General features: G+C 68.2%; 21 protein-coding genes. 12 read left to right on the top strand and 9 right to left on the bottom strand.

Features of this window, described 5'->3' with window-relative positions:
* Positions 1 to 2 precede the first annotated feature (2 nt).
* Positions 3 to 965, bottom strand: coding sequence for an electron transfer flavoprotein subunit alpha/FixB family protein (locus AC5P1C_RS42065; RefSeq protein ID WP_493871292.1), 963 nt, complete (start codon positions 963 to 965; stop codon positions 3 to 5).
* A 60-nt stretch (positions 966 to 1,025) separates the two neighbouring features.
* On the bottom strand, positions 1,026 to 1,811 hold the full coding sequence (locus AC5P1C_RS42060; RefSeq protein WP_493871291.1) for an electron transfer flavoprotein subunit beta/FixA family protein: 786 nt from the start codon (positions 1,809 to 1,811) through the stop codon (positions 1,026 to 1,028).
* A 108-nt stretch (positions 1,812 to 1,919) separates the two neighbouring features.
* Here AC5P1C_RS42060 and AC5P1C_RS42055 point away from each other — a divergent pair, with 108 nt between their 5' ends.
* Positions 1,920 to 2,627: a TetR family transcriptional regulator gene (locus AC5P1C_RS42055; protein ID WP_493871290.1), complete on the top strand. Its 708-nt coding sequence runs from the start codon at positions 1,920 to 1,922 to the stop codon at positions 2,625 to 2,627.
* A gap of 109 nt (positions 2,628 to 2,736) precedes the next feature.
* Positions 2,737 to 3,117, top strand: a complete 381-nt coding sequence (locus AC5P1C_RS42050; protein WP_493871289.1) for a Zn-ribbon domain-containing OB-fold protein — start codon at positions 2,737 to 2,739, stop codon at positions 3,115 to 3,117.
* Positions 3,118 to 3,156: 39 nt separating this feature from the next.
* Here AC5P1C_RS42050 and AC5P1C_RS42045 read toward each other — a convergent pair whose 3' ends face one another.
* Positions 3,157 to 4,692 carry an AMP-binding protein gene (locus tag AC5P1C_RS42045; protein WP_493871288.1) on the bottom strand — a complete coding sequence of 512 codons (1,536 nt, stop codon included), beginning with the start codon at positions 4,690 to 4,692 and terminating at the stop codon, positions 3,157 to 3,159.
* 225 nt (positions 4,693 to 4,917) lie between these two features.
* Between AC5P1C_RS42045 and AC5P1C_RS42040 the strand changes: the two genes are divergently transcribed.
* Positions 4,918 to 5,775, top strand: coding sequence for a GNAT family N-acetyltransferase (locus AC5P1C_RS42040; RefSeq protein ID WP_493871287.1), 858 nt, complete (start codon positions 4,918 to 4,920; stop codon positions 5,773 to 5,775).
* 50 nt (positions 5,776 to 5,825) lie between these two features.
* Here the strand turns inward: AC5P1C_RS42040 and AC5P1C_RS42035 are convergent, their stop codons facing one another.
* Positions 5,826 to 7,955, bottom strand: coding sequence for a glycoside hydrolase family 3 N-terminal domain-containing protein (locus AC5P1C_RS42035; protein WP_493871294.1), 2,130 nt, complete (start codon positions 7,953 to 7,955; stop codon positions 5,826 to 5,828).
* A gap of 342 nt (positions 7,956 to 8,297) precedes the next feature.
* On the opposite strand from AC5P1C_RS42035, the gene AC5P1C_RS42030 reads away from it, so the two are divergent.
* On the top strand, positions 8,298 to 10,187 hold the full coding sequence (locus AC5P1C_RS42030; protein WP_493871286.1) for an ABC transporter ATP-binding protein: 1,890 nt from the start codon (positions 8,298 to 8,300) through the stop codon (positions 10,185 to 10,187).
* Between the two features lie 93 nt (positions 10,188 to 10,280).
* On the opposite strand, the gene AC5P1C_RS42025 is transcribed toward AC5P1C_RS42030, so the two are convergent.
* The 3 genes from AC5P1C_RS42025 to AC5P1C_RS42015 form a co-directional block, all read right to left on the bottom strand.
* Complete coding sequence (locus tag AC5P1C_RS42025; protein ID WP_493871285.1) at positions 10,281 to 11,936, bottom strand: glycine/sarcosine N-methyltransferase; 1,656 nt, start codon at positions 11,934 to 11,936, stop codon at positions 10,281 to 10,283.
* Positions 11,937 to 12,170: 234 nt separating this feature from the next.
* The gene (locus AC5P1C_RS42020; protein WP_493871284.1) at positions 12,171 to 12,566 is read right to left on the bottom strand and encodes a hypothetical protein; all 396 of its coding nucleotides are present in this window, start codon (positions 12,564 to 12,566) and stop codon (positions 12,171 to 12,173) included.
* A gap of 63 nt (positions 12,567 to 12,629) precedes the next feature.
* Positions 12,630 to 13,076, bottom strand: coding sequence for a hypothetical protein (locus AC5P1C_RS42015; RefSeq protein ID WP_493871283.1), 447 nt, complete (start codon positions 13,074 to 13,076; stop codon positions 12,630 to 12,632).
* Positions 13,077 to 13,348: 272 nt separating this feature from the next.
* Here AC5P1C_RS42015 and AC5P1C_RS42010 point away from each other — a divergent pair, with 272 nt between their 5' ends.
* From AC5P1C_RS42010 to AC5P1C_RS41980, 7 genes are all read left to right on the top strand, one after another.
* Positions 13,349 to 14,263, top strand: coding sequence for a helix-turn-helix domain-containing protein (locus tag AC5P1C_RS42010; RefSeq protein WP_493871282.1), 915 nt, complete (start codon positions 13,349 to 13,351; stop codon positions 14,261 to 14,263).
* A 243-nt stretch (positions 14,264 to 14,506) separates the two neighbouring features.
* Positions 14,507 to 15,262, top strand: coding sequence for an ABC transporter substrate-binding protein (locus AC5P1C_RS42005; protein WP_493871293.1), 756 nt, complete (start codon positions 14,507 to 14,509; stop codon positions 15,260 to 15,262).
* 41 nt (positions 15,263 to 15,303) lie between these two features.
* On the top strand, positions 15,304 to 16,089 hold the full coding sequence (locus AC5P1C_RS42000; protein WP_493871281.1) for an amino acid ABC transporter permease: 786 nt from the start codon (positions 15,304 to 15,306) through the stop codon (positions 16,087 to 16,089).
* 5 nt (positions 16,090 to 16,094) lie between these two features.
* Positions 16,095 to 16,928 carry an amino acid ABC transporter ATP-binding protein gene (locus AC5P1C_RS41995; protein WP_493871280.1) on the top strand — a complete coding sequence of 278 codons (834 nt, stop codon included), beginning with the start codon at positions 16,095 to 16,097 and terminating at the stop codon, positions 16,926 to 16,928.
* Between the two features lie 637 nt (positions 16,929 to 17,565).
* The gene (locus tag AC5P1C_RS41990; protein WP_493871279.1) at positions 17,566 to 19,101 is read left to right on the top strand and encodes an alanine/glycine:cation symporter family protein; all 1,536 of its coding nucleotides are present in this window, start codon (positions 17,566 to 17,568) and stop codon (positions 19,099 to 19,101) included.
* A 222-nt stretch (positions 19,102 to 19,323) separates the two neighbouring features.
* Positions 19,324 to 20,622, top strand: coding sequence for a Na+/H+ antiporter NhaA (gene nhaA / locus AC5P1C_RS41985; RefSeq protein WP_493871278.1), 1,299 nt, complete (start codon positions 19,324 to 19,326; stop codon positions 20,620 to 20,622).
* Positions 20,623 to 20,747: 125 nt separating this feature from the next.
* Complete coding sequence (locus AC5P1C_RS41980; RefSeq protein WP_493871277.1) at positions 20,748 to 21,809, top strand: PucR family transcriptional regulator; 1,062 nt, start codon at positions 20,748 to 20,750, stop codon at positions 21,807 to 21,809.
* Between the two features lie 33 nt (positions 21,810 to 21,842).
* Here AC5P1C_RS41980 and AC5P1C_RS41975 read toward each other — a convergent pair whose 3' ends face one another.
* A complete protein-coding gene (locus tag AC5P1C_RS41975) occupies positions 21,843 to 22,004 on the bottom strand; it encodes a hypothetical protein (protein ID WP_493871276.1) in 162 nt (53 codons plus the stop codon).
* An 11-nt stretch (positions 22,005 to 22,015) separates the two neighbouring features.
* Here AC5P1C_RS41975 and AC5P1C_RS41970 point away from each other — a divergent pair, with 11 nt between their 5' ends.
* Positions 22,016 to 22,492, top strand: a complete 477-nt coding sequence (locus AC5P1C_RS41970) for an ankyrin repeat domain-containing protein (RefSeq protein WP_493871275.1) — start codon at positions 22,016 to 22,018, stop codon at positions 22,490 to 22,492.
* Positions 22,493 to 22,534: 42 nt separating this feature from the next.
* Here AC5P1C_RS41970 and AC5P1C_RS41965 read toward each other — a convergent pair.
* On the bottom strand, positions 22,535 to 23,043 hold a 509-nt coding region (locus AC5P1C_RS41965), incomplete at its 5' end, for a hypothetical protein (RefSeq protein WP_493871274.1).

The following is a 23,043-nucleotide window of genomic DNA, read 5'->3' as shown; positions in this document are numbered from 1 at the left end:
GCTCAGCCCTTGCGGGTGTTGACCTCTTCGGTGAGGGCGGGGACGACGTCGAAGAGGTCGCCGACGACGCCGTAGTCGACGAGGTCGAAGATCGGGGCCTCGGCGTCCTTGTTGATCGCCACGATCGTCTTGGAGGTCTGCATGCCCGCCCGGTGCTGGATCGCACCCGAAATACCAGAGGCGATGTACAGCTGCGGCGAGACACTCTTGCCGGTCTGGCCGACCTGGTTGGAGTGCGGGTACCAGCCCGCGTCCACCGCCGCGCGCGAGGCGCCCACGGCCGCACCGAGGGAGTCGGCGAGGGACTCGATGAGGTGGAAGTTCTCCGCCCCGTTCACCCCGCGCCCGCCGGAGACCACGATCGCGGCCTCGGTCAGCTCCGGACGCCCGGTCGACTCACGCGGCGTACGCCCGGTCACTTTGGTGCCGGTGGCCTGCTCCGAGAAGGAGACGGCCAGCGCCTCGACGGTCCCGGCGGCCGGCGCAGCCTCCACCGCGGCACTGTTGGGCTTGACCGTGATGACCGGAGTGCCCGTGGAGACACGCGACTTGGTCGAGTAGGACGCGGCGAACGCGGACTGCGTGGCGACCGGGCCCTCGTCGGAGGCCTCCAGGTCCACGGCGTCGGTGATGATGCCCGACTTGATACGCACCGCCAGACGCGCCGCGATCTCCTTGCCCTCCGCGGACGAGGGCACCAGCACCGCGGCCGGGGACACCGCGTCGCAGGCGGCCTCAAGCGCGTCCACCTTCGGCACGACCAGGTAGTCGGCGAACTCGGCAGCATCAGCGGTGAGGACCTTGACCGCGCCGTGCTCGGCGAGCGCGGCAGCGGTGTCGGCGGCGCCGTTGCCAAGCGCGACGGCTACGGGCTCGCCGATACGGCGAGCCAGCGTGAGCAGCTCCAGGGTGGGCTTGCGGACGGCACCGTCCACGTGGTCGACGTAGACCAGAACTTCAGCCATGGGACTTCAATCTCCTGCAGTTACGAAGAAGTGGGGCGGATTTCAGGGGGCGGTGGAAGCTCAGATGAACTTCTGGCCCGCGAGGAACTCGGCGAGCTGCTTGCCGCCCTCGCCCTCGTCCTTGACGATCGTGCCCGCACTGCGCGCGGGACGCTCGGTGGCCGATTCGACCTTCGTCCAGGCACCCTCCAGGCCCACGTCCCCGGCCTCCAGGTCGAGGTCGGAGAGGTCCCAGGCCTGCACCGGCTTCTTCTTGGCGGCCATGATGCCCTTGAAGGACGGGTAACGCGCCTCACCCGACTGGTCGGTGACCGACACCACGGCAGGCAGCGAGGCCTCCAGCTGCTCGGAGGCGGCGTCACCGTCACGGCGGCCCGTGACCACACCGTCCTGGACGGAGACCTCGGAGAGCAGCGTGACCTGCGGGACACCCAGACGCTCGGCCAGCAGCGCGGGCACCACACCGGCCGTGCCGTCCGTGGACGCCATACCCGAGATCACCAGGTCATAGCCCGCCTTCTCGATCGCCTTCGCCAGCACCAGCGACGTACCGATGATGTCGGTACCGTGCAGGTCCTCGTCCTCGACATGGATCGCCTTGTCGGCACCCATCGACAACGCCTTGCGCAGCGCGTCCTTGGCATCCTCCGGACCCACCGTCAACACGGTGATCTCCGCGTCATCCGCCTCATCCGCGATCTGCAGCGCCTGCTCGACCGCATACTCGTCCAGCTCCGACAGCAGGCCATCGACGTCATCCCGGTCGACGGTCAGGTCATCGGCGAAATGCCGGTCGCCGGTGGCGTCAGGCACGTACTTCACGGTGACAACGATCCTCAAGCTCACGCCGGCTCTCCTACCTGGTGTGGTTCGTTACGACGACGGTATGGCACTCAGTACCCCCTGTAAAGGTACGTAGTGCCAGATAGGCCTTCACGGTGCTACGTTCCCCGCATGACTGAGGCGCGCGGACCAGCGAAGAAGGCCCCCATGCGGGAAGTGCTCGCCAAGGCGGCGTTCCAGCTGTTCCTGGAGCGGGGCTTCGAGCAGACCACGGTGGACGACATCGTGGCGCGGGCCGGGGTCGGGCGGCGCTCCTTCTTCCGGTACTTCCCGTCCAAAGAGGACGCGGTCTTCCCCGACCACGAGAGCTGCCTGGCCGACATGACGGCCTTCCTCGAAGCGGCGGACGGCGCCGATCCCGTGGACGCGGTGTGTGACGCGGCCCGGATCGTGCTGCGCATGTACGCCACGAACCCCGAGTTCTCGGTGCAGCGCTACCGCCTCACGCAGGAGGTCCCCGGCCTTCGTACGTATGAACTCTCTGTGGTGCGTCGCTACGAACGCACCATGGCCGGCTACCTCCGCGGCCGCTACGCCGATGCCGAGGACGGCTCCCTGCGTGCCGAGGTGATCGCCGCCGCCGTGGTCGCCGCGCACAACAACGCCCTGCGTTCCTGGCTGCGTTCGGGCGGGGACGGCGACGCCGAGGCCGCGGTGGACCACGCGCTCGGGCTCGTGCGGAACGGGTGGGGGAGCGGCGCCGCGAACGGGGAGGAATCCGGACGCGTCGATGACGAGGTCGTCGTCATGGTGGTCTCGAAGCGCGCCCCCATGTGGCGCGTGGTGCAGCGCGTCGAGTCCGCCCTCGGCCAGGAGTGACCGAGGAAGTAGCACTCAGTACCTTTACCTGCTGGCACTCAGTGCCATATGGTGCGGATGCGTCGACGCCGAGCGCGGCGCATCCGAGCCGAATGCAGGGGGTCGAGACGTGTCCCAGCAGGAATTGAGCGTCGCGCCGACAGAGCACGAGCGAACCGGCCTGATCTACCGGCGCTGCCGATGGTGCAACACCGCGTCCTTCCGGCGCATGCTGTGTCCGGTGTGCGCCTCCAGCGATCTGGTGGCCGAGCGCAGCGACGGCGAAGGCGTCGTCGTCCAGTCCAGCGTGGTCAACCGCTATACGGGGACCGCACGCAACGAGTCCCTCGTCCGCTTCCCCGAAGGGTTCGTGTTCCGCTGCCGGGTCGTGGGCGCCTCGCCGCACCTCGTGTGGGTCGGCGCGCGTGTGCGGCCCGTGGCCGGGTCCGATCCGGAGACCGGGGAGGCCGTCTTCGAGCTCTGCGAGACGCACACGAGCACCGACTGGTAGTTCCTTTCGGCCCCTGCCTTCCGGCGTCGGGCGATCGGGCTAGTTGACGCCCCGCTCGCGTCCTTCCCAATAGGGTCCGCGCAGCTTGTACTTCTGGAGCTTTCCGGTGGCCGTGCGGGCCAGTTCGGCGCGGAACTCCACCGACGTCGGCGCCTTGTAGCCGGCGAGGTGCTCCTTGCAGTGCCGGATGAGTTCCGCTTCCGTGGCCTGCGCGCCGGGGGCGAGGACGACCAGCGCCTTGATGGTCTCGCCCCACTTCTCGTCCGGCACCCCGATGACCGCGACCTCGGCGACCGCGGCATGGCTGAACAGCACGTCCTCCACCTCGATCGAGGACACGTTCTCACCGCCGGTGATGATGACGTCCTTCTTGCGGTCACTGATCGTCAGATGGCCGTCCGCGCCGATCGACCCGCCGTCGCCCGTGTGGAACCAGCCGCCTTCCAGCGCCCGCGCGGTCTCATCCGGCTGCTCCCAGTACCCCTCCAGGACCACGTTCGAGCGGGCGAGGATCTCGCCCTCGTCCGTCGTGCGCAGCGTGACGCCCAGGGCCGGGGCCCCGGCCTGGACCAGCTTCTCCGCGCGCTGCTGCGACGTGAAGTCGTCCCACTCGGCGCGGGTGCGGTTGATGGTGAGCAAAGGAGAGGTCTCGGTGAGGCCGTAGAGCTGGATGAACTCCCAGCCCAGCTCGGACTCGACCTGCTCGATGGTCTTGGTGGGCGGCGGAGCTCCCGCGACGATGATGCGTACCTGGTCCCGGCCGGGGATCTCCCCGTCCCACGAACGCGCGGCGGCGAGGACCGCGTTGACCACCGCGGGTGCCGCGCACATGACCGTAACCCCGTGCTCGGCCACGCGGCGCAGGATCTCCGCGCCGTCCACCTTGCGCAACACGATCTGGCGCGCGCCCATGCCCGACATCGCGAACGGCATGCCCCAGCCGTTCGCGTGGAACATCGGCAGCGTGTGCAGATAGACGTCCCGGTCGGTGACCCCGGCGTGCAGCGCGAACGTCAGGGCGTTCACCCAGATGTTGCGGTGCGTGATCTGAACGCCCTTGGGGCGCGCGGTCGTTCCGCTGGTGAAGTTGATGGTCGCGGTGGCGTTCTCGTCGTGCTCCCAGGGCTCGGGCTCGGTGTCGAACCGGTACAGCTCCGCGTCGGCCTGCGCCCCAAGGGTGAAGCGGTGCTTGCAGGTCACGTCCGAGAGGCGGTCCTCCAGTTCGGGGTCGACGAGCAGCACGCTCGCCCCCGACTGGGCGACGATGTAGCTCACCTCGTCCGCCGAGAGCCGGAAGTTGACCGGCACGAGGACCCGGCCGTGGCCGCTGACGCCGAAGAACGACGTCAGGAGCCGCGCGCTGTTGGGCGAGACCACCGCCACCCGTGCGCCGTGCGGCACCCCCAGCGCGTCGAGACCGGCTGCCTGCGCCCGCGCGAGCTCACCCACGCGCCGATAGGTGAGCTCCTGCCAGGACTCTGCCGGCTGATCGGGTTCGTCGACGATGCCGACCCGGTCCCCGTATACGGTCGTGGCGCGGTCCAGAAAATCAAGGGCCCCGAACGGGACGAACATCCTGCCTCCCGAAGCTCAGTCGATGTACGCCGCCTATCCGACCACGACCCAGGAGAAACCGGCCCCTCTGATGTCGAGCCCGTCGAGCCCGTCAAGCCCCCGAACCATCCCCATACCGGAGCACGGAGCCAAGCACCCCTGAAGAGCGCTTATGACTCGGGTGGCGGGGGGAGGAGTCGGGAACGGGGGTGGGACGGTCCGCTCCGGCGTACGAAGGGTGCAGCGATGACGGATTCGGCCCCTGGGCGGCTCGCCATCTCGCGGGCGACGCTCGACGACTGGCAGGTCGTCAGCGGATGGGCGGCGGACGAGGGCTGGAACCCGGGGCTGCGCGACGGCCCGTCCTTCTTCGCGCAGGACCCCGAGGGATTCTTCATCGGCCGCATCGACGGTGAGCCGGTCTCCGCGATCTCGGTCGTGAACTACGACGAGGTGTACGCCTTCCTCGGTTTCTACCTCGTCCGCCCCGACCTGCGCGGCCGCGGCCACGGTCTCGCCACCTGGCGTACGGGCCTCGCCCACGCCGGGACCCGCACCGTCGGCCTGGACGGCGTGGTCGCCCAGCAGGACAACTATCGCCGCTCGGGCTTCGAGTTCGCCCATCGCACCATCCGGTACGCGGGCCCCGTGCCCGGCGGCGGCCCAAGATCCGCACAGATCCTGCCGGTCGAGGCCGCCGGCCTGCGGGCGATCACCGCGTACGACGCCACGAGCTACCCCGCCGACCGCCCGCGCTTCCTGGAATCCTGGCTCACCGCTCCCGGGCACCGCGCCCTCGCCCGCATCGTCGACGGCCGCGTCACCGGATACGGCGTGCTCCGCCCGGCCCAGGGCGCCCTGCGCGTCGGGCCGTTGTTCGCCGATACGCGCGCCGACGCGGAGGAGCTCTTCGACGCGCTGACGGCGGAGACGGACGGCGTGCCCGTCGTCATCGACGTCCCCGAGTCCCAGCCGCATGCCGTCGCCCTGGCGGAGACGCGCGGCATGAAGCCCACGTTCGAGACCGCCCGCATGTACACAGGACCGGTGCGGGACCTGGCCGAGGAGCGGATCTTCGGTGTGACCACACTCGAACTCGGCTGACTGCGGGGCCGGGCCCACCGGGCCCGGCCCACCTCTCCGCAGAGCTGCCGCTACGTGATCGTCAGCCTCTTCTTCGCCTCGGCCTCGGAGCTGTTGCCCACGTAGATGTCCACGGCCCCTTCCTCGACACGGAACTCGCCGCTCTCCGCGTTCGTCCAGAACCCGAAGTCATCGGCGCCGAGCTGGAAGCGGACGACCCTCGACCTGCCCGGCTCCAGCGTCACCCGGCGGAACCCGCGCAGCTTGCGCACCGGCTGCGCGATGCTCGCCGCGATGTCGTGGACGTACAGCTGGACGACCTCGTCGCCCATGCGGTCGCCGGTGTTGCGGACGGTGACCGAGACTTCCAGAGTGTCGCCCTTGCGCAGCGCACCGGCCGACACCCGGTCGCGGCTCAGCTTCGGTCCGCCGATCTCGAACTTCGTGTAGGAGAGCCCGTGGCCGAAGGCGAACTGCGGGTCCGGGGGCAGGTCGAGGTACTTGGACGTGTACTTGTTGTCCGCGCTGTAGGGGCGGCCCGTCGACTCGTGGTTGTAGTGGACGGGGATCTGGCCGACCGTGCGCGGGAACGACACGGGCAGCTTGCCGCCCGGATTGACCTTGCCGAAGAGCACATCGGCGATCGCGTTGCCCGCTTCGAGCCCCGGGTGCCAGGCTTCGAGCACGGCGGGCGCCGACTTCAGCCAGCCGCCGATGGTCAGCGGGCGCCCGTTGACCAGGACCACCACGAACGGCTTGCCCGTCGCCGCGATCGCCTCGATCAGCTTCTCCTGCCCGCCCGGCAGGCTGATGTCGCTGCGCGCCGCCGCCTCACCGCTCATCGCTGGTGGCTCGCCGACCACGATCACGGTGACGTCCGCGTTCTTGGCCGCGGCGACCGCGTCCGGGATGCCGCCGGTGTCCGTGCCCTCGGGGTCCACGCCCTTCGCGTACGTCACCTTCGCCCCGGGGGCCGCTGCCTTGACCGCGGCGAGGATCTTGCCCGAGGGGAAGCTCTTCGTCGCGCCGGGGAACGTCCACGTGCCGAGCAGGTCGTCGGAGTCGCCGAACGGGCCGACGACCGCGATCGACCCGGCCGACTTCTTGAGCGGCAGCGCCTTGCCGTCGTTCTTCAGGAGCACCATCGAGCGGGCGGCGGTCTCACGGGCGGCCTTGCGGGCCTTGGCGGACGGCTTGTCGATGGCGGTGCCCTCGTCGACGTAGGGATGCTCGAAGAGGCCGAGATCGAACTTCAGGCGCAGGATCCGCGTGACCGCCTCGTCCAGACGCTTCTCGCTGATCCTGCCGCCGCTCAGCAGCTTCTTGCCGTGCTTGGCCAGGTCCGTGCTCGCCATCTCCATGTCGACGCCGGCGTTCAGCGCGAGGCGGGCCGCGTCGGCGCCGTCCTCGGCGAAGCCGTGCGCGATCAGCTCGTCGACGCCGTTCCAGTCGCTGACGACGAAGCCGTCGAAGCCCCACTCCTTGACCAGCACGTCGGTGAGCACGTGGGGGTTGCCGTGCGCCGGGACGCCGCTGACGGTGTTGAAGGAGGCCATCACCGTGGCCACGCCCGCGTCCAACGCGGCCTTGAACGGCGGCAAATAGTGGTTGCGAAGGCGGGACTCCGACACGTCGACCGTGTTGTAGTCCCGGCCGCCCTCGGCCCCGCCGTACGCGACGAAGTGCTTGGCGCAGGCGGCGATGCGGTCCTTGGCGTCGAGCCCCGAACCCTGCTTGCCCTGGTAGCCCTCCACCTTGGCCACGGCGAACGCCGTGGTGAGGTACGGGTCCTCGCCGCAGCCCTCGGCGACGCGGCCCCAGCGCGGTTCGTGCGTGACGTCCATCATCGGCGAGAACGTCCAGTGCACGCCGTTCGAGCGGGACTCCTCCGCCGACACCTCGGCGTCCCGCCGGGTGACCTCCGGGTCGAAGCTCGACGCCTGGGCGAGGGGGATCGGGAACGTCGTCCAGAGGCCGTGGATGACGTCGAGCCCGAAGAGCAGCGGGATGCCGAGCCGGGACTCCTCCACCGCGATGCGCTGCAGGGCGTTGCTGCTCCTGGCGCCGAAGATGTTCAGGACCGAACCGAGCCGTCCGGCGCGCGCCGCGTCCTCGACGTCCTTGGTCTCACTGCCGCCGGGACCGGTGCTGACGGCCCAGGGGAGCTGCTGGAGCTGACCCAGCTTCTCTTCGACAGTCATACGGTCGAGCAGCTGCTTGATCTTCGGATCCGTGGCGCTTCGGGGGCTCGGGCGCTGCGGCGCGGCCTGGGCGATCCCGGTTCCCGCGGCGGTGAGGCCGCCTCCGGCGACGGCCGTGCCGCCGATCGCGGACAGCAGAGTACGCCTTCGTAGCTCTCGCATGTGTTCGCCTTCTCGCATCAGGAAGTCGACAACCTCTGTGATGGCCACAAGAGTTGAAGCGAAAGTACGTTCCTGATACATGCGGGTCAAGGGATGTGGCAGGGACGCGCGGGGGCCTCGTTTCGGCGGCGTACCCCGAAAGCTTGACCTCAAGGCAGCTTGAGGTTCTACGTTCTCCTCATGAGCATGGAAACGACAGCCTGGAGCCAGCTGCAGAGCGTGATGCACGCCGAGCAGGACCGCCGTCCCTTCGCCCGCGCCACCTTGCGCCGCATCGGCACCTTCGCCCGCCCGCACAAACGCCGCATCGTCTACTTCGTCCTCCTGAGCGTCGTCACCGCGCTGCTCGCCGTGGCGACCCCCGTCCTGGCGGGCAACGTCGTGGACACGATCGTCTCGGACGGCGAGTCCTCGCTGGTCGTCCGGTACGCCCTGCTCATCGCAGGCATCGCCCTCGCCGAGGCGGGCTTCGGACTGCTCGGCCGCTGGCTGTCGGCGAACCTGGGGGAGGGGCTCATCCTCGACCTGCGGACAGCCGTCTTCGACCACGTACAGCGCATGCCCGTCGCGTTCTTCACCCGCACCCGCACCGGCGCGCTCGTCAGCCGCCTCAACAACGATGTGATCGGCGCGCAGCGCGCGTTCAGCAACACCCTCTCCGGCGTCGTCAGCAACGTGGTCACGCTGCTCCTGACCCTGGCCGTGATGCTGACGCTCTCCTGGCAGATCACGCTCCTCGCGCTGGTCCTCCTGCCGGTGTTCGTCGTACCCGCCCGCCGGATGGGCTCGCGGATGGCCAAGCTCCAGCGCGAGGCCGCGCACCACAACGCAGCGATGGGCACGCGCATGACCGAGCGTTTCTCCGCTCCGGGCGCCACGCTCATCAAGCTCTTCGGGCGTCCTGGCGCCGAGTCGGAGGAGTTCGCCACGCGGGCCAGGCGGGTGCGGGACATCGGTGTCCGCACGGCCATGGCACAGTCCACGTTCATCACGGCGCTCACGCTGGTGTCGGCGCTCGCCCTGGCGCTCGTCTACGGCCTCGGCGGCTACTTCGCCCTGAACGGCACCCTGGAAGCGGGCGCGATCGTGTCCCTCGCCCTGCTCCTCACCCGCCTCTACGCTCCGCTGACGTCCCTGGCCGGAGCGCGGGTCGAGGTCATGAGCGCGCTCGTCAGCTTCGAGCGGGTCTTCGAGGTCCTCGACCTGAAGCCCCTGATCGACGAGAAGCCGTACGCACGCGAGGTGCCATCGGGCCCGGTGACGGTGGAGTTCGACGACGTCCGCTTCGGCTACCCCTCCGCCGAGAAGGTCTCCCTGGCCTCCCTCGAAGAGGTCGCGTCCCTCGACACCCGAGGCGGCGATGAAGTCCTGCACGGCCTCTCCTTCCGTGCCGAGCCCGGCCAGACCGTGGCGCTCGTCGGATCATCGGGAGCGGGCAAGTCGACGATCGCGCAACTGCTCCCGCGGCTGTACGACACGGACGGCGGGGCCGTCCGCATCGGCGGTGTCGACGTCCGCGACCTCTCGGCGGCGTCCATGCGCCAGACCCTCGGCATGGTCACCCAGGACGGCCATCTCTTCCACGAGTCGGTCCGCGCCAACCTGCTGCTCGCCCGCCCCGAGGCCACCGAGGACGACCTGTGGGACGTCCTGCGCAGGGCGCGTCTCGAAGCCCTCGTACGTTCCCTCCCCGACGGCCTGGACACCGTGGTCGGAGAGCGCGGCTACCGCCTCTCCGGCGGCGAGCGCCAGCGCATGACCATCGCCCGACTGCTGCTCGCCCAGCAGCGGGTGGTCATCCTCGACGAGGCCACGGCGCACCTCGACAACACCTCGGAAGCAGCGGTCCAGGAGGCGCTCGCCGAGGCGCTGGAGGGCCGCACCGCGATCGTCATCGCACACCGGCTCTCGACGGTGCGTTCCGCCGACCTGATCCTCGTCGTCGAGGCGGGGCGGATCGTGGAGCGCGGGACGCACGAGGAGCTGCTCGCTGCGGAAGGGCGGTACGCGGAGCTGTACCGCACGCAGTTCGCCGTGAAAGGGGAGGTGGCCGTGGAAGTGGCGGCGTAGGACGCTCCCCTGCACCCAAGCGTCGGCCCGGCTGGAGGAAACCAGCCGGGCCGGTCATGGGCGGCCGGGCTTCGGCCAAGGCCCGGACAGCCCCTAGCTGCCGCCGCCGAGCCTGAAGTGGAAGATGCCCCAGGTGATGTGCTCGTCGCGGCCGCCGTCGACCCAGTGAGCCAGGCCCTTCTTCATCTGGGCGAGGTAGTCGTGGCTCACCTTCCTGGCGAGCCCTTCGGCCTCCTGGCGCCCGGTTTCCTCAAGGACGCGCGCGTAGTGGGTCACCAACTGCTCGCGGTGCTCCTCGAAACCGCCGTCGACGGGGGTGAATCCGAGCCGGGTCAGCTCGCGTGCGTAGAAGGAGGGCGAACCCATGTCGTCCAGGTGAATGCGGTCGAGAATCGGCTGCAGCACACCGGCGGGGCAGCCGTCCGCCGCCATCGGGTCGGTGAAGATGACGTGGCCGCCCGGCCGCAGCACCCGCGCGATCTCCGCGAGCACCCGGCCCCGGTTTCCGCTGTGCAGGAAAGCGTCCTGGGACCAGACGACGTCGACTGAGGCATCCGGGTGCGGAATGTCCTCGAAGGACCCGTCCACGACCTCGATCCTGCCGGTGAGACCACGGGCCGAGTTCATCTCCTTGTGGCGCCAGTTCTCCACCTCGCTGAGGTTGAGTGCGAGAACCCGGCAACCGTACGTCTCGGCCAGGAAGCGGGCCGAACCGCCGTAGCCCGAGCCGAGGTCGAGCACCATGGACTCCGCCGTCAGCTCCAGCTTCGACGCCATCCGCTGGACGGTGCGGCGGCTGGCATCGGCGATGGGCTCCTCGGAGCGCTCGTAGAGGCCGATATGGATGTCCTCACCGCCCCACACCGTGGCATAGAAAGTGTCGGCGTCGGACGAGTTGTAGTAACTGCGGGCGGTGTTGACCGCGCCGGCGTATCGCGCCTCCTTCTCGTCGTCCATCCGGTACTCCTTCTCCGCCACATGCACGAAGAAGTCCGGCTGTTCACCCCGGTAGGTGTGCTGGAAGTCGCCGTAGGTCTCGATGCGCTGGAAACCGACCTCGGACATGAGGCGGCGTGTGTATTCCTTCCGCAGCGGGAACATGTTGAGGTGATACACGGATTCGTCCGGGAATCCGTACCGCATACGGCACAAACCTTCGTCGACGTACTCCGGCTCCACGGTGACGTCCTCGCCGCAGTAGTAGTACGTGTGCTTGCTCGTGTACCCGTCATCCAGAATCGCATCGTAATTGCGCTGGTCCAGAATGAGGATTCCGTCGTGCTTGAGCATCGCGTAGAACTCGGCCAGTGCCTTCCGTCGGTCGCGCTCCGAGAAGAGGTGCGTGAAGGAGTTGCCGAGGCAGACGATGGCGTCGTACTCGCCGTGGACGTCTCTGTTCAGCCAGCGCCAGTCCGCCTGGACGACGCGCAGGATATGGCCGCCCTGCTTGGTGCCGTTCTCGAAGGCCATCGCCAGCATTTCCGCGCTGCCGTCCGCACTCACGGCTTCGAATCCGGCCTGCAGCAGCCGCACGGAGTGAAAACCGGTTCCTGTCGCGACGTCGAGGACACTTTTCACGCCTCGTTTGCGCAGCAGGTCGATAAAGAAATTCCCTTCGCTCTCCGCCCTCTTCTCCCAGTCTATGAGTGAGTCCCATTTCTCGACGAAGCTGGGGACGTACTCCTCGGTGTAGTGCCCGGTTTCTCGTACTTCGACGGGATTGTCTCCGAACTCTTGGGCCGATTGCACGTGGAGGAACCCTTCAGTTGTGGGGAATCACGCCCGTGTGCGACAGCCCCGCGCGGCTCAGGCTCCTGGCCTCCTGCGCCGCGCGGTCTGAGCGAATCCATATCCGGACCCGAGGGTTCTATGCGTCCAAGGCTCGTATACATATGCGGAGTTGCCGCGAATCGCCGCCTTGGCCAGCACCTTTCCGTCCTGAGATTCGCCGGGTGGTTGCGCCCGCCCGGCCGGTCGGGTGGGTCAGGGCCGGTTGTACCACTCGCAGTTGAGTGCCGTGGCCGCATCAAGGCAGATCCTGACGGACGTCGCCCCGCCGGGCGCATCCGCAGAGAGCTCGGCGTTGAACTGGTAGGTCACGTTGCACCGGGTGCCGCTGCTCCACATGCCGAGTTCATTGCCAGAGGCACCGTACGTGCTGAACCACACCCTGTTGCAGCCGACGGCCCGGTGTGTTCCAGCGGCCCTGACCGACTGGTCGCGCCAAGTCAGGGTGCCGCGGACGGAGCTGGCACCGACCGTGACGTCGAAAGCGGTGCTCGGGTAGGGGGCTGTCTGCGCGCCGGCGGCGGGAGCGCCCAGCAAGGTGCCCGCGGTCAGCACGAGGGAACCGAGGGCGGTGGTGAGATGAGTCTTCATGCGATCTCCAGGATGGGGACTATCTCCAGGATGGGGACTACGTGGTCCGACCGCGGTCGCGTACTAGTGCAGGCCGGCGACGCAGTAGTAGCCGGCGCGGTAACAGGTCTGTCCCTTGAGGTAGTTACCGTTTTCATCGGTCATGTAGACCCAGATGTTGTCGGACCCACCGACGACGTCCGCGATAAGGGTGAAGTCCGCCGGCCCGGATCGATTGCACCACGTGCTGCTGCTCTTGAAGTCCAGTGAGGTGCTGCCGGCGAACGCCCGCGCGTAGACCCGCCGGCAATTGCTGGCCTTGAACGATGCGTCGATGCCGACCGACCGGTTGGACCAGGTGGCCGTGCCTTTGTAGTAGCTCGCCCCGTACTCGATCGAGACATCGGCGGCGGCAGCGGCGCCGACGGCGGTCGCGGGTGTCGCCGCGAAGGCCATCCCGGCAATCGAAGCGGCTGCGGTCACGGCCATGCCGACCTTCCTCGTGCGGCTCTTCACGTTCGATGCGTCCATCAAGCTCACCATGACAACCACTCCCAGGTTCCTCGAGTGCCGGATGCACAACCTCACCGCCGGGGGAGGCGACCGCCTCCGATCGGGCAGTGAACGTTGCTGCCGTTGTTCGGCAACACGACTCCACCACGCGGGGACCTCACGCCGGAAAGCATTCGAGCCCGTTCAAATCCATCGCGACGACTGCTAGCGTCGAGGCGGTGCTGACCCTGCGTGTAGACGCCAATACAGTGTCCAGGACACGGTTCGCGCCTTCCCCCGCGTCGGAATCCATGGCGTGGCTGAAACTCACCGCCGCGTCGGGACGGCACCCGGTCTTCGGAGATCCTGGACCACTCGCCCGAGCATCACTTGCCCATCCCGACGTTGCCCTGCTCGTAGACCTGTTGCCGCAGAACGGCGACACCTACAGACCTGACCTGCTCACCCCTCAGCCAGGAACGGACGCACAGCGCCGCGACCTGATCGACGAGCAGATCGCGCACATCGAGGCCGTAGCGCAGGACGACCTCGAAACCCAGGTCTTCACCCACACCCGGACCCACTGGAACAGGCCGCTCCTTGCCACCACCCGCCGGATCGCGGAGTCGGGGCGTATGCAGCGCCGTCTCGCCAACGGTCTCGCCCGGTTCTGGCGCGACACCTTGGCCGAGGGCTGGCCCGAGCTGCGCTCGATCATCCATCAGGACATCGCCCACCGCGCGACAGCCGTCGCCACCCACGGCGTCGGCCAAACGCTCGAAGCACTCCACCCCGACATGGCCTGGGCAGGCGACGCGATCACCCTCACCAAGCCGTGGGATGCCGAAATCGATGTCGCAGGCCGGGACCTGGTCCTCACCCCCAGCGTGCTCAGCCGGCCCGCCGTCATCATCCAGGTCGACACCCCCGGGCAATTCGTCTTCTACTACCCCGCCCAGCGGATCGGAGCCGACCGGGATCGCAGGTCCGGAAGGATCGCGCAAGTGGTCGGCAACGCCCGGGCGGCCTTGCTGGCGGACCTCGAAACCGCCCGGTCCACCGCGGAACTCGCCTCCCGAACCGGATACACCCCGGGCACCGTCTCCTACCACCTCAGCGCCCTGCACCGCGCACGCCTCGTCACCAAGGTCAGAGACGGGCGCTACGTGTTGTACCAGCGGACCGCACATGCGGCAGGACTCCTGGAAGAAGCCCATTGCAAGTGACCGCTCACACAGGGGCGGTGATGCAGTGGAGATCGAGTGTGTTACCCATACGCAATCCCGAAGGCGGGACAAGCGCCCTGGTCGGTGGCAGGATGCACCGCAACTTGCGCAGCACACAGCGCTGTTGATCTCGTTCGCGCCCTGGTTCGAGCCTGCCCTGGAGGTCCTGTGTCCGCTCGTCCCCCGAAGTCCGCTCGTTCCCCGGTGGCTGCCATAGCCCTGGCCACAGTTGTCGGCCTGCTGATGACGGGCTGCACCAGCACAAAGTCCGACAGCGACGGCGACAAGGGCGCCTCGGGGATCAAGCTCGTCTCGTCCGGCAAGATCAAGACCTGCACGCATCTGCCCTATCCGCCGTTCCAGTCGAAGAAGGACGGCAAGATCGTCGGCTTCGACGTGGATCTGGTCGACCTGGTCGCCAAGGAACTGGGGGTCGAGCAGGAGATCGTCAACACACCCTTCGAGGGCATCGAGACCGGCCAGGACTTCAACATCCGCAAGTGCGACCTGGCCGCCGCAGGCATGACGATCACTGACGAGCGCGACAAGGTCATGGACTTCTCGGACCCCTACTTCAACGCCACCCAGGCGCTGATCACCAAGAAGGGGCAGCCCTACAAGACCTTCAAGGACCTCAAGGGCAAGAAGCTCGGCTACCAGAAGGCCACCACCGGCGGCATCTACGCCAAGAAGGAGAGCAAGGGCCTCGACATGGAGCTCGTGGAGTACGAGGACGTCGGCTTGCTGCTCACGGCGGTCAAGGCAGGCAAAGTCGACGCGGGCATCAATGACAACGGCGTGCTCTTCGAATACGTCAAGGGCAACCCGGACACCGAGGTGACCGCGGAGTTCGACACCGGTGAGAAGTACGGAATCGGCTTCCGCACGGGCGACGACTCACTGCGCACGAAGGTCAACGAGGTCCTCAAGGAGGCCCGGACCGACGGCAGTTACGACAAGATCTACAAGAAGTGGTTCGGCACCACTCCGCAGAGCTGACCTCAAGCATTCAAACGGCTGACCAGAGGAGTTCTGCACGTATGCCCATGTCTCGACGGCGGCGGGCACGGCTGTTCCGCGGCGTCCAGTACGCCGTGCTGTTCATCGCCATAGCCGTGTTCGCCCTGGTGGCCGACTGGGGGACACTGCGCCAGGCGTTCTTCGACGTGGAGATCGCCAAGGCGCTGTTCCCCGAGGTGATCACCACCGCGCTGGTCAACACCGCCTACTACACGCTGCTCGGCTTCGGCTTCGGCCTGGGGCTCGGCGTCGTCCTTGCGCTGATGCGGCTGTCCACGGTGCCTCCGTACCGCTGGATCGCGATCGCCTATATCGAGTTCTTCCGCGGCGTTCCCTCCCTGCTCGTGTTCATCGCGCTCGGCTTCGGTGTGCCGCTGGCCTTCGAGGTCGCGCTCGACATGGACATCACGGTGATGCTGTCCCTGGGCCTGGTGGGCGCCGCCTATATGGCCGAGACGATCCGCGCGGGCATCCTGGCGGTGCCCAAGGGGCAGACGGAGGCGGCCCGTTCGCTGGGCATGTCACCGGGGCGTGCGATGGTGTCGATCGTGATGCCGCAGGCGTTCCGGATCGTGCTGCCGCCGCTGACCAATGAGCTGATCCTGCTCACCAAGGACTCTTCACTGGTGTATCTGCTCGGCCTCTCGCTCGGCCAGTTCGAGCTGGCCAACTTCGGCCGGGACGCGCTGAACGAGCACAAGAGCCTGACCCCGATCCTGATCGCCGGACTGCTGTATCTCGTCATCACACTGCCGCTCGGCCATCTGGTGCGGCGGCTCGAGGCCCGTACGGCGAAAGCCAGGTGAGCCCCATGAAGTTGGACAAGGCACCCGACGCGCCCGCACCTTCGGGCCAGGCGATCGAGGTGCGCGAACTACGCAAGTCGTTCGGCGATCTGGAGGTGCTCAAGGGCATCGACCTCACGGTCGGGCGCGGTGACGTGGTCTGTGTCATCGGCCCTTCGGGCTCCGGCAAGTCGACCCTGCTGCGTTGCGTCAATCTCCTGGAGGAGCCCACGTCGGGCATGGTGACGGTGGCCGGCACGGAGGTCACCGACCCCGATGTGGACATCGATCGCGTACGCCGTCGGATCGGCATGGTCTTCCAGTCCTTCAACCTCTTCCCGCACCTCACGGCGCTGGAGAACCTGACCATCGCGCAGCGCCGTGTACTGCGGCGCGGCAAGGAGGAGGCGGAGCGCATCGCGCGGGCCAACCTCGCGCGGGTGGGCCTCGTCGACAAGGAGCAGTCCTATCCGGCGCAGCTCTCCGGCGGCCAGCAGCAGCGGGTCGCGATCGCTCGGGCGCTGTCCATGGATCCCGAGTTGATGCTCTTCGACGAGCCGACCTCCGCGCTCGACCCCGAACTGGTCGGGGACGTACTCGCGGTGATGCGCTCGCTCGCCCACGAGGGGATGACGATGCTGGTCGTCACCCACGAGATGAGCTTCGCGCGCGAGGTCGCCGACCGGGTGGTCTTCATGGACGACGGAGTGATCGTCGAGGAGGGCACGCCCGAACGTGTGGTGGGCGACCCGCAGCACGAGCGGACCCGGACGTTCCTGGCGCGCGTACTCGATCCTGCGGCGGCGGAGATGGGCGAGGCCCCGGACACAGGACCGCACGAGAAGCGCGTGGACCGCTGAGTGCGCCTCGGGGCCGAGTATCCCGGCGTACGGGCGTGCGGGATGGGTGCCCGGCAGGGCCGCTGACCTGCGGGGGTGCCCAGCAGGGCGGAGGTGGCCGGGCTGTTGGCCCGGAGACCGCCGTCCGGACCGGCCAGCGTGGTGTCCGCCGAGGCGGCATCGTCCTGAGCGTGGTCGAGCAGGCTCTGCAGGCCGGACAGCGGGGCGGTGTCCAGAGCCGCTGCCCGGTGGCCTTGCTCCAGCAGCGATGAGGTTTCGAGTGGGACCTCGACATGGGCGTAGCGTTCTACGCTCCTGACCTGCGGAAATAAGTGCACGATGAACGGACAGCCTGTCCGGATAACGGTCGCGTCACGCTTGCTGGGGTTTCACCGGATCGCCTCTAGTCGTGTGATGTGCGCCACTCTCTGTTCGGGTGTTCGCGTGGTAGGAATGCGCAACTCCGCAGGTGGTGACACCCCTGTCGCCTCCGCGGAACGTCGGCAGCACCGGCAGCACGACCAAGGTGATCACGTTCCGCGTCCGCGGACATCGACCCTCGGGTCGCCGATCGGACAACGGCGTTCGCTCAAAGCCCGCACATCCACTGGCGCAGTCCTCCCCGCGCGCCGGTCCTGCGCCATCGAGGTTTTCCACCGTGTCTCTCGATTCCTTCACTCAGTCCGTGGACGACGCCGTCAGCGGCTTCTTCGAGCCCATAGCCACCTGGCTGGGCGAGATCGTCTTCTACTCCATCCCCGTCGGAGGTACGGAACTGCCGCTGATCGTGGCCTGGCTCGTCGTGGCCGGCCTGGTCTTCACCGGCTGGTTCGGCTTCGTGCAGCTGCGCAAGTTCCGGCTCGCCGTCGATGTCGTGCGCGGGAAGTACGACGAGGAGGGCTCTGCCGGCGAGGTCAATCACTTCCAGGCGCTGACCGCAGCCGTCTCGGGGACCGTCGGCCTCGGCAACATCGCCGGTGTCGCCGTCGCTGTCTCCATCGGCGGGCCTGGCGCCACGTTCTGGATGATCCTGTGCGGTCTGCTCGGCATGGCCACCAAGTTCGTCGAGGTGACGCTCGGCGTGAAGTACCGCGAGGTGCATCCTGACGGCACCGTCTCCGGCGGGCCGATGCACTACCTGCCGAAGGGCCTCTCCGCCCGCTTCGGGAAGAAGGGCAAGACGCTCGGCAAGGTACTCGCGGTCCTGGCCTCGTTCATGATCCTGTTCTTCGGCCTCTTCGGCGGCAACCTCTTCCAGGTCAACCAGTCCTACGCCCAGCTCGTCTCCGTCACGGGCGGGGAGAGCGGCTTCGTGGGCTCATCGGCCGGCGCCCTCTTCTTCGGCATCCTGATCGCCGCGCTCGTCGGCATCGTGCTCCTCGGCGGCATCCGCTCCATCGCCTCCGTCACCAGCAGGCTGGTGCCCGCCATGGCGGGCATCTACATCGCCGCCTGTCTCGTCGTCATCGCCGTGAACGTCACCGCCGTGCCCTCCGCGGTCTCCGCGATCATCGAGGGTGCGTTCAACCCTCAGGGGGTCGCCGGCGGTATCCTCGGCGCGCTGATCATCGGCTTCAAGCGGGCCGCTTTCTCCAACGAGGCCGGTCTCGGCTCGGCCCCGATCGCCCACTCGGCCGTCAAGACCAAGCACCCGGCGAGCGAGGGCCTGGTCGCCCTGCTCGAGCCGTTCATCGACACCGTCGTCATCTGCACCATGACCGCCCTGACCATCATCGTCGCCAACCCCGCCAGCTATGCCGCAGCTCGCAAGGACCAGACCATCGGCGGCGTCACCATCACCTCCGACGCCTTCGGCACGGTTCTGCCCTGGTTCCCGTACATCCTCACGGTCGCGGTGGTGCTCTTCGCCATCTCCACCGTGCTCACCTGGGGCTACTACGGCCTCAAGGCGTGGACGTACCTCTTCGGCCGCAGCAGGGCCAGCGAGACCACGTACAAGGTCCTCTACACCGTCTTCGCGGTCGCCGGCTCGCTGCTGACGCTCCAGACGCTGATCGACATGGCCGACGCGGTGCTGTTCATGCTGGCGGTCATCAACATCATCGGCCTCTACCTCCTGGTGCCGGTCGTCAAGCGTGAGCTCGACTCGTTCCTCGCCTTCGTCCGCAAGCGCGACGCGGGCCTGAACACCGACGGCGACGCGGACGAGGAGCCGGCGAAGACCACCGTCTGACCGCCCCAGCGGCCCGGATCCCAGGGGCCCGCCCCCACCTCGCGCCCGGGTGGGGCGGGCCCTTTTCTTCCGTTCCAGCAGGTGAGAGACGCCTGGTGAGGCTCCTGGGCACCCGATAGGGTGTGAAGAACGCGTCAAGATACGACGCTGGTGTGCCGGGAAGTCTGGTCGGCGTCCGAGGGCCCGTGTGCCCCGCTGTCGATATGCCCCGGAGGCCCTTTCATGACGCAGCCACGTCCACGCAAGCCCCTCTTCGGTCTGCTGCCGTGGACGGAGCGGCAGACCGTCACCGAAGCCTTGCGTACGGAGACGGTCGGCGGACTCGTTCTCCTCGGTGCTGCCGTCGTCGCGCTCGTCTGGGCCAACAGCCCGTGGAGCGAGGCGTACGCGGGTCTACGCGACTTCCACTTCGGGATAGCCGCCCTGGGTCTTGACCTCTCGGTCGGCCACTGGGCAGCGGACGGTCTCCTTGCCATCTTCTTCCTGATCGCCGGAATCGAGCTGAAACGTGAGCTCGTCGTCGGCGAGTTGCGGACTCCCGCCACTGCCGCGTTGCCCGTCATCGCCGCCGTCTGCGGCATGGTCGTACCTGCCGGCCTCTACGTCCTCACCGCCACGGTGGGTGGCGGAAGCCTCGACGGCTGGGCCGTACCGATGGCCACGGACATCGCCTTCGCCCTTGCGGCCCTCGCTGTCATCAGCACCCATCTGCCGTCCGCCCTGCGGGCGTTCCTCCTCACCCTCGCGGTCGTCGACGACCTCGGCGCCATCCTCGTCATCGCGATCTTCTTCACCGCCGATCTCAACTTCTGGGCGCTGGGCGGGGCGTTCGCCGGTCTCGTCGTCTTCTATCTCCTCCAGCGCTTCCGGGTACGCGGCTGGTGGTGGTACGCACCGCTGGGCATCGCCATCTGGGGTTTGATGTACAACTCCGGAGTACACGCCACCGTCGCCGGCGTCGCCATGGGCCTCATCCTGCGCACCGTCCGGGACGAGGGCGAGGAGACCACACCGGCCGCCCGTGTCACCCTCCGGCTGCACCCGGTCTCCGCCGGTGTCGCAGTCCCGCTGTTCGCACTCTTCGCAGCGGGCGTCACCGTCTCCGGTGATGCCCTGACCAGGGTGTTCACCGATCCCGAACCCCTGGGCGTCGTCATCGGGCTCGTCGCGGGCAAGATCCTCGGTATCTTCATCGGCACCTACCTCGCCGCACGCTTCACCCGCGCCGAACTCAATCCCGACCTGGCCTGGGCCGACGTCTTCGGGCTCGCCACCCTGGCCGGCATCGGCTTCACCGTCGCGCTCCTGATCGGCGAACTCGCCTTCCCGGACCCCGGGGAGGCCGAACACATCAAGGCCGCCGTCCTCGTCGGGTCCTTGCTCGCAGCTGCCCTCGCCGCCGTACTGCTGCGCCGCCGCAACCGCATTTACAAGCGGTTGAGTGAAGAAGAGGAACGCGACGAGGACGCAGACGGCATCCCCGACATCTATCAGAGGGGGGTTGCGGGCAGCGGGCGGTGACCCGGTAGCCGGCTTGCCCGGAGTCCTTGCCGTATCCCGGCACCGGTGATCGGGCCGGTCGGCACATGCGGCCACGCGATGCGCTAGAAAGGCGTTACCAGCGCATCAGGAAATCAGGGGCGGGCATGACAGCAGGCGAAATACCCGAGGAATATCTGGACGGGTATGCCCGCGTACTCGCCGACGCGGCGAAGACCGGCCGCAGGCTGACCCGCGACGAGCTGGAGTTGCGCCGTGCCCTGGGAGAGCGGGCTGCCGACGCGGGCTTCGGACTGCGTGCGCTGGTGGGTGCGCACCTGGCAGCGACCCGTGCCCACTGGCCGACGACGGACTCAGCCTCCTTTGATGGCGTACTCGCCGCTGTGGAACAGGCCATCGACGGCTTCGCGGAAGGCTACGAGCGGGCCCAGCGGCTGGCCGTACGTCAACAGGAGGCGATTCGGCGCGAGTTCATCGATGACTTGCTGTACGGCCGCAGCGATCTGGGGCTACTCGCCGAACGCGCGGAGCGGTTCGGACTGCGGCTCTCCTACGCACACGCCGTCGCCGTGGCCCAGGGGGCAGTCGCTTACGAAGAGGGCGATCCCGCGCCCCGTGAGGTGGAGCGGGCGCTGATCGGCCGGTTCGGGGACCGCAGCATTCTCCTCACCACCAAGGACGGACGTCTGGTGTGCGTCGCGCCGGGCGATCAGGACGAGGTGCTGCGGTACTTCGCCAAGCAGGCGTTCGCGGCCACCGGCGGTGGCCGCGTGGCCATCGGCCGCCCGCAGCAGGGCGCGGGCGGCGTGGTCCATTCCTACGAGGAAGCCCTGAACGCCCTCGACCTCGCCGAACGCCTCGACATCGACGAGCCCGTGCTGCACGCCGCGGATCTGCTCGTCTACCCCGTCCTCACCCGCGACCGGCAGGCCATGGCCGAGCTCGTGCTCGGCACCCTCGGCCCACTGACCAAGGCCCGTGGCGGCGCCCAGCCGCTGATCGACACGCTCACCGCGTACTTCGACTCCGGGTGCGTGGCGGCCGAAGCGGCGCGTCGACTCTCACTGAGCGTGCGCGCCTTCACCTATCGCCTGCAGCGCATCCACCAGCTCACCGCCGCCGACCCAGCCGACCCGGTCCATCGCTACACCCTGCAGACCGCTGTGATCGGCGCACGGCTCCTCGACTGGCCGACGCAGGAGTTCTGAGGTTCGCCCACCACGGGTACGCCGCGGGAATGACTAACGCCCGGCGAAGCGGGCGGGGTTCTGTCGTCCCGGCCTGAGAAGTTCGGCGAAGCCTTGGCGGGTGGCGGCCAGGACCACGCGGTCCTGGGGGTGCAGGACGTAGCCGGGGTGGAGGTCCCAGACGAGCCCCGTGGGGGGCCCTATCTGTTTGGTCAAGCCGGGTGAGGATGGTCGGCATGGCGGATCGGGATCGGTTGGGGCGGACGGCGGTGCACTATGCGGCTGCCGGTGGTGACGCGGATGGCCTGAGGGTTCTCCTGGCCGGAGGTGCCGCTGCGGAGGCAGTCGACGATGCGGGCTGGACGCCGCTGCATTTCGCGGCTCAGGCTCAGGCCCCATCGGTTGTCGAGGTTCTCCTGGCCGCAGGTGCGGCGGTTAATACCGCGGATCGTCATGGCAATACGCCGTTGTGGAGGGCGGTGTTCTGTTCACAGGGCGAGGGCGCGACGATCCGGCTGCTGCTGGAGGCCGGTGCCGACCCTGACCGAGACAACGGTCATGGCATGAGCCCGCGGGTGTTGGCGGGACGCATCGCAATCGTCTTCGAACAGCGCGACGGATCAGGAGGTGATGACCGTGTCCTCCATGGGTGCGTACGGGCTCCGGGCAGGGGCGGCGGGCAGGTGCCCCTGGCCGGAGCGTGAGCGCGACGGTTCGCTGCGGGCAGGGAACCGGAGCGGGCACGGTCAGTTGCAGGCGTGGCCCCAGCCCATGCCGGGGCGCCAGGTCTTGGTGCTCGCGGTCCCGCCCTGCTTCTTCCAGGTGAACTTCGCCTGTACCTGGAAACTGTTCGTCGGCCACCTGCACGGGTTGACCGACGAGGTGCCTGCCAGGTCTTGGGTCCTGTGCCAGCCGTCGTCGTCCTTGGCGGACTTCACCGTCAGCGTCCTGGTGCCGTTGAAGCGCAGGAGCTTCACGTCGTTGATCTTGACCGTGTAGTTGCCGCCGCCGGCGACGTCGGTGATCTTCGCCCGTGCCCGGTATGTGTCGGCCTCGTCGTCCCACCATACGGTCGCGCAGCGCTTGACCTGCTTGCCGTAGCACTCCCAGGCGCTGTCCGCGGACGCCATGGACGGTGTGAAGACGATCGATGCGCCCACCGCTGCGACGGTGAGCCCACCAGCCGTACCGATCCGGCCGAGTTGCTTGAGCCTCATGAGGTTCCCTTCCGATGTCCCGCGGCCGTTGGACGGCC

This window comes from Streptomyces sp. A18, assembly GCF_059026065.1.
The sequence above is the reverse complement of the archived record's forward strand: the minus strand, read 5'-3'. Positions and strand labels throughout refer to the sequence as shown.

Bases quoted from the DNA above. Each gene is read 5' to 3' on its own strand.
- AC5P1C_RS42045 (WP_493871288.1), bottom strand. From the start codon at position 4,692: ATGTTCGTCCCGTTCGGGGCCCTTGATTTTCTGGACCGCGCCACGACC.
- AC5P1C_RS42035 (WP_493871294.1), bottom strand. From the start codon at position 7,955: ATGACTGTCGAAGAGAAGCTGGGTCAGCTCCAGCAGCTCCCCTGGGCC.
- AC5P1C_RS42065 (WP_493871292.1), bottom strand. From the start codon at position 965: ATGGCTGAAGTTCTGGTCTACGTCGACCACGTGGACGGTGCCGTCCGC.
- AC5P1C_RS42040 (WP_493871287.1), top strand. From the start codon at position 4,918: ATGACGGATTCGGCCCCTGGGCGGCTCGCCATCTCGCGGGCGACGCTC.
- AC5P1C_RS41980 (WP_493871277.1), top strand. From the start codon at position 20,748: ATGACAGCAGGCGAAATACCCGAGGAATATCTGGACGGGTATGCCCGC.
- nhaA (WP_493871278.1), top strand. From the start codon at position 19,324: ATGACGCAGCCACGTCCACGCAAGCCCCTCTTCGGTCTGCTGCCGTGG.
- AC5P1C_RS42005 (WP_493871293.1), top strand. From the start codon at position 14,507: ATGACGGGCTGCACCAGCACAAAGTCCGACAGCGACGGCGACAAGGGC.
- AC5P1C_RS42000 (WP_493871281.1), top strand. From the start codon at position 15,304: ATGCCCATGTCTCGACGGCGGCGGGCACGGCTGTTCCGCGGCGTCCAG.
- AC5P1C_RS42030 (WP_493871286.1), top strand. From the start codon at position 8,298: ATGAGCATGGAAACGACAGCCTGGAGCCAGCTGCAGAGCGTGATGCAC.
- AC5P1C_RS42015 (WP_493871283.1), bottom strand. From the start codon at position 13,076: ATGGACGCATCGAACGTGAAGAGCCGCACGAGGAAGGTCGGCATGGCC.
- AC5P1C_RS41970 (WP_493871275.1), top strand. From the start codon at position 22,016: ATGGTCGGCATGGCGGATCGGGATCGGTTGGGGCGGACGGCGGTGCAC.
- AC5P1C_RS42055 (WP_493871290.1), top strand. From the start codon at position 1,920: ATGACTGAGGCGCGCGGACCAGCGAAGAAGGCCCCCATGCGGGAAGTG.
- AC5P1C_RS42020 (WP_493871284.1), bottom strand. From the start codon at position 12,566: ATGAAGACTCATCTCACCACCGCCCTCGGTTCCCTCGTGCTGACCGCG.
- AC5P1C_RS42010 (WP_493871282.1), top strand. From the start codon at position 13,349: ATGGCGTGGCTGAAACTCACCGCCGCGTCGGGACGGCACCCGGTCTTC.
- AC5P1C_RS41995 (WP_493871280.1), top strand. From the start codon at position 16,095: ATGAAGTTGGACAAGGCACCCGACGCGCCCGCACCTTCGGGCCAGGCG.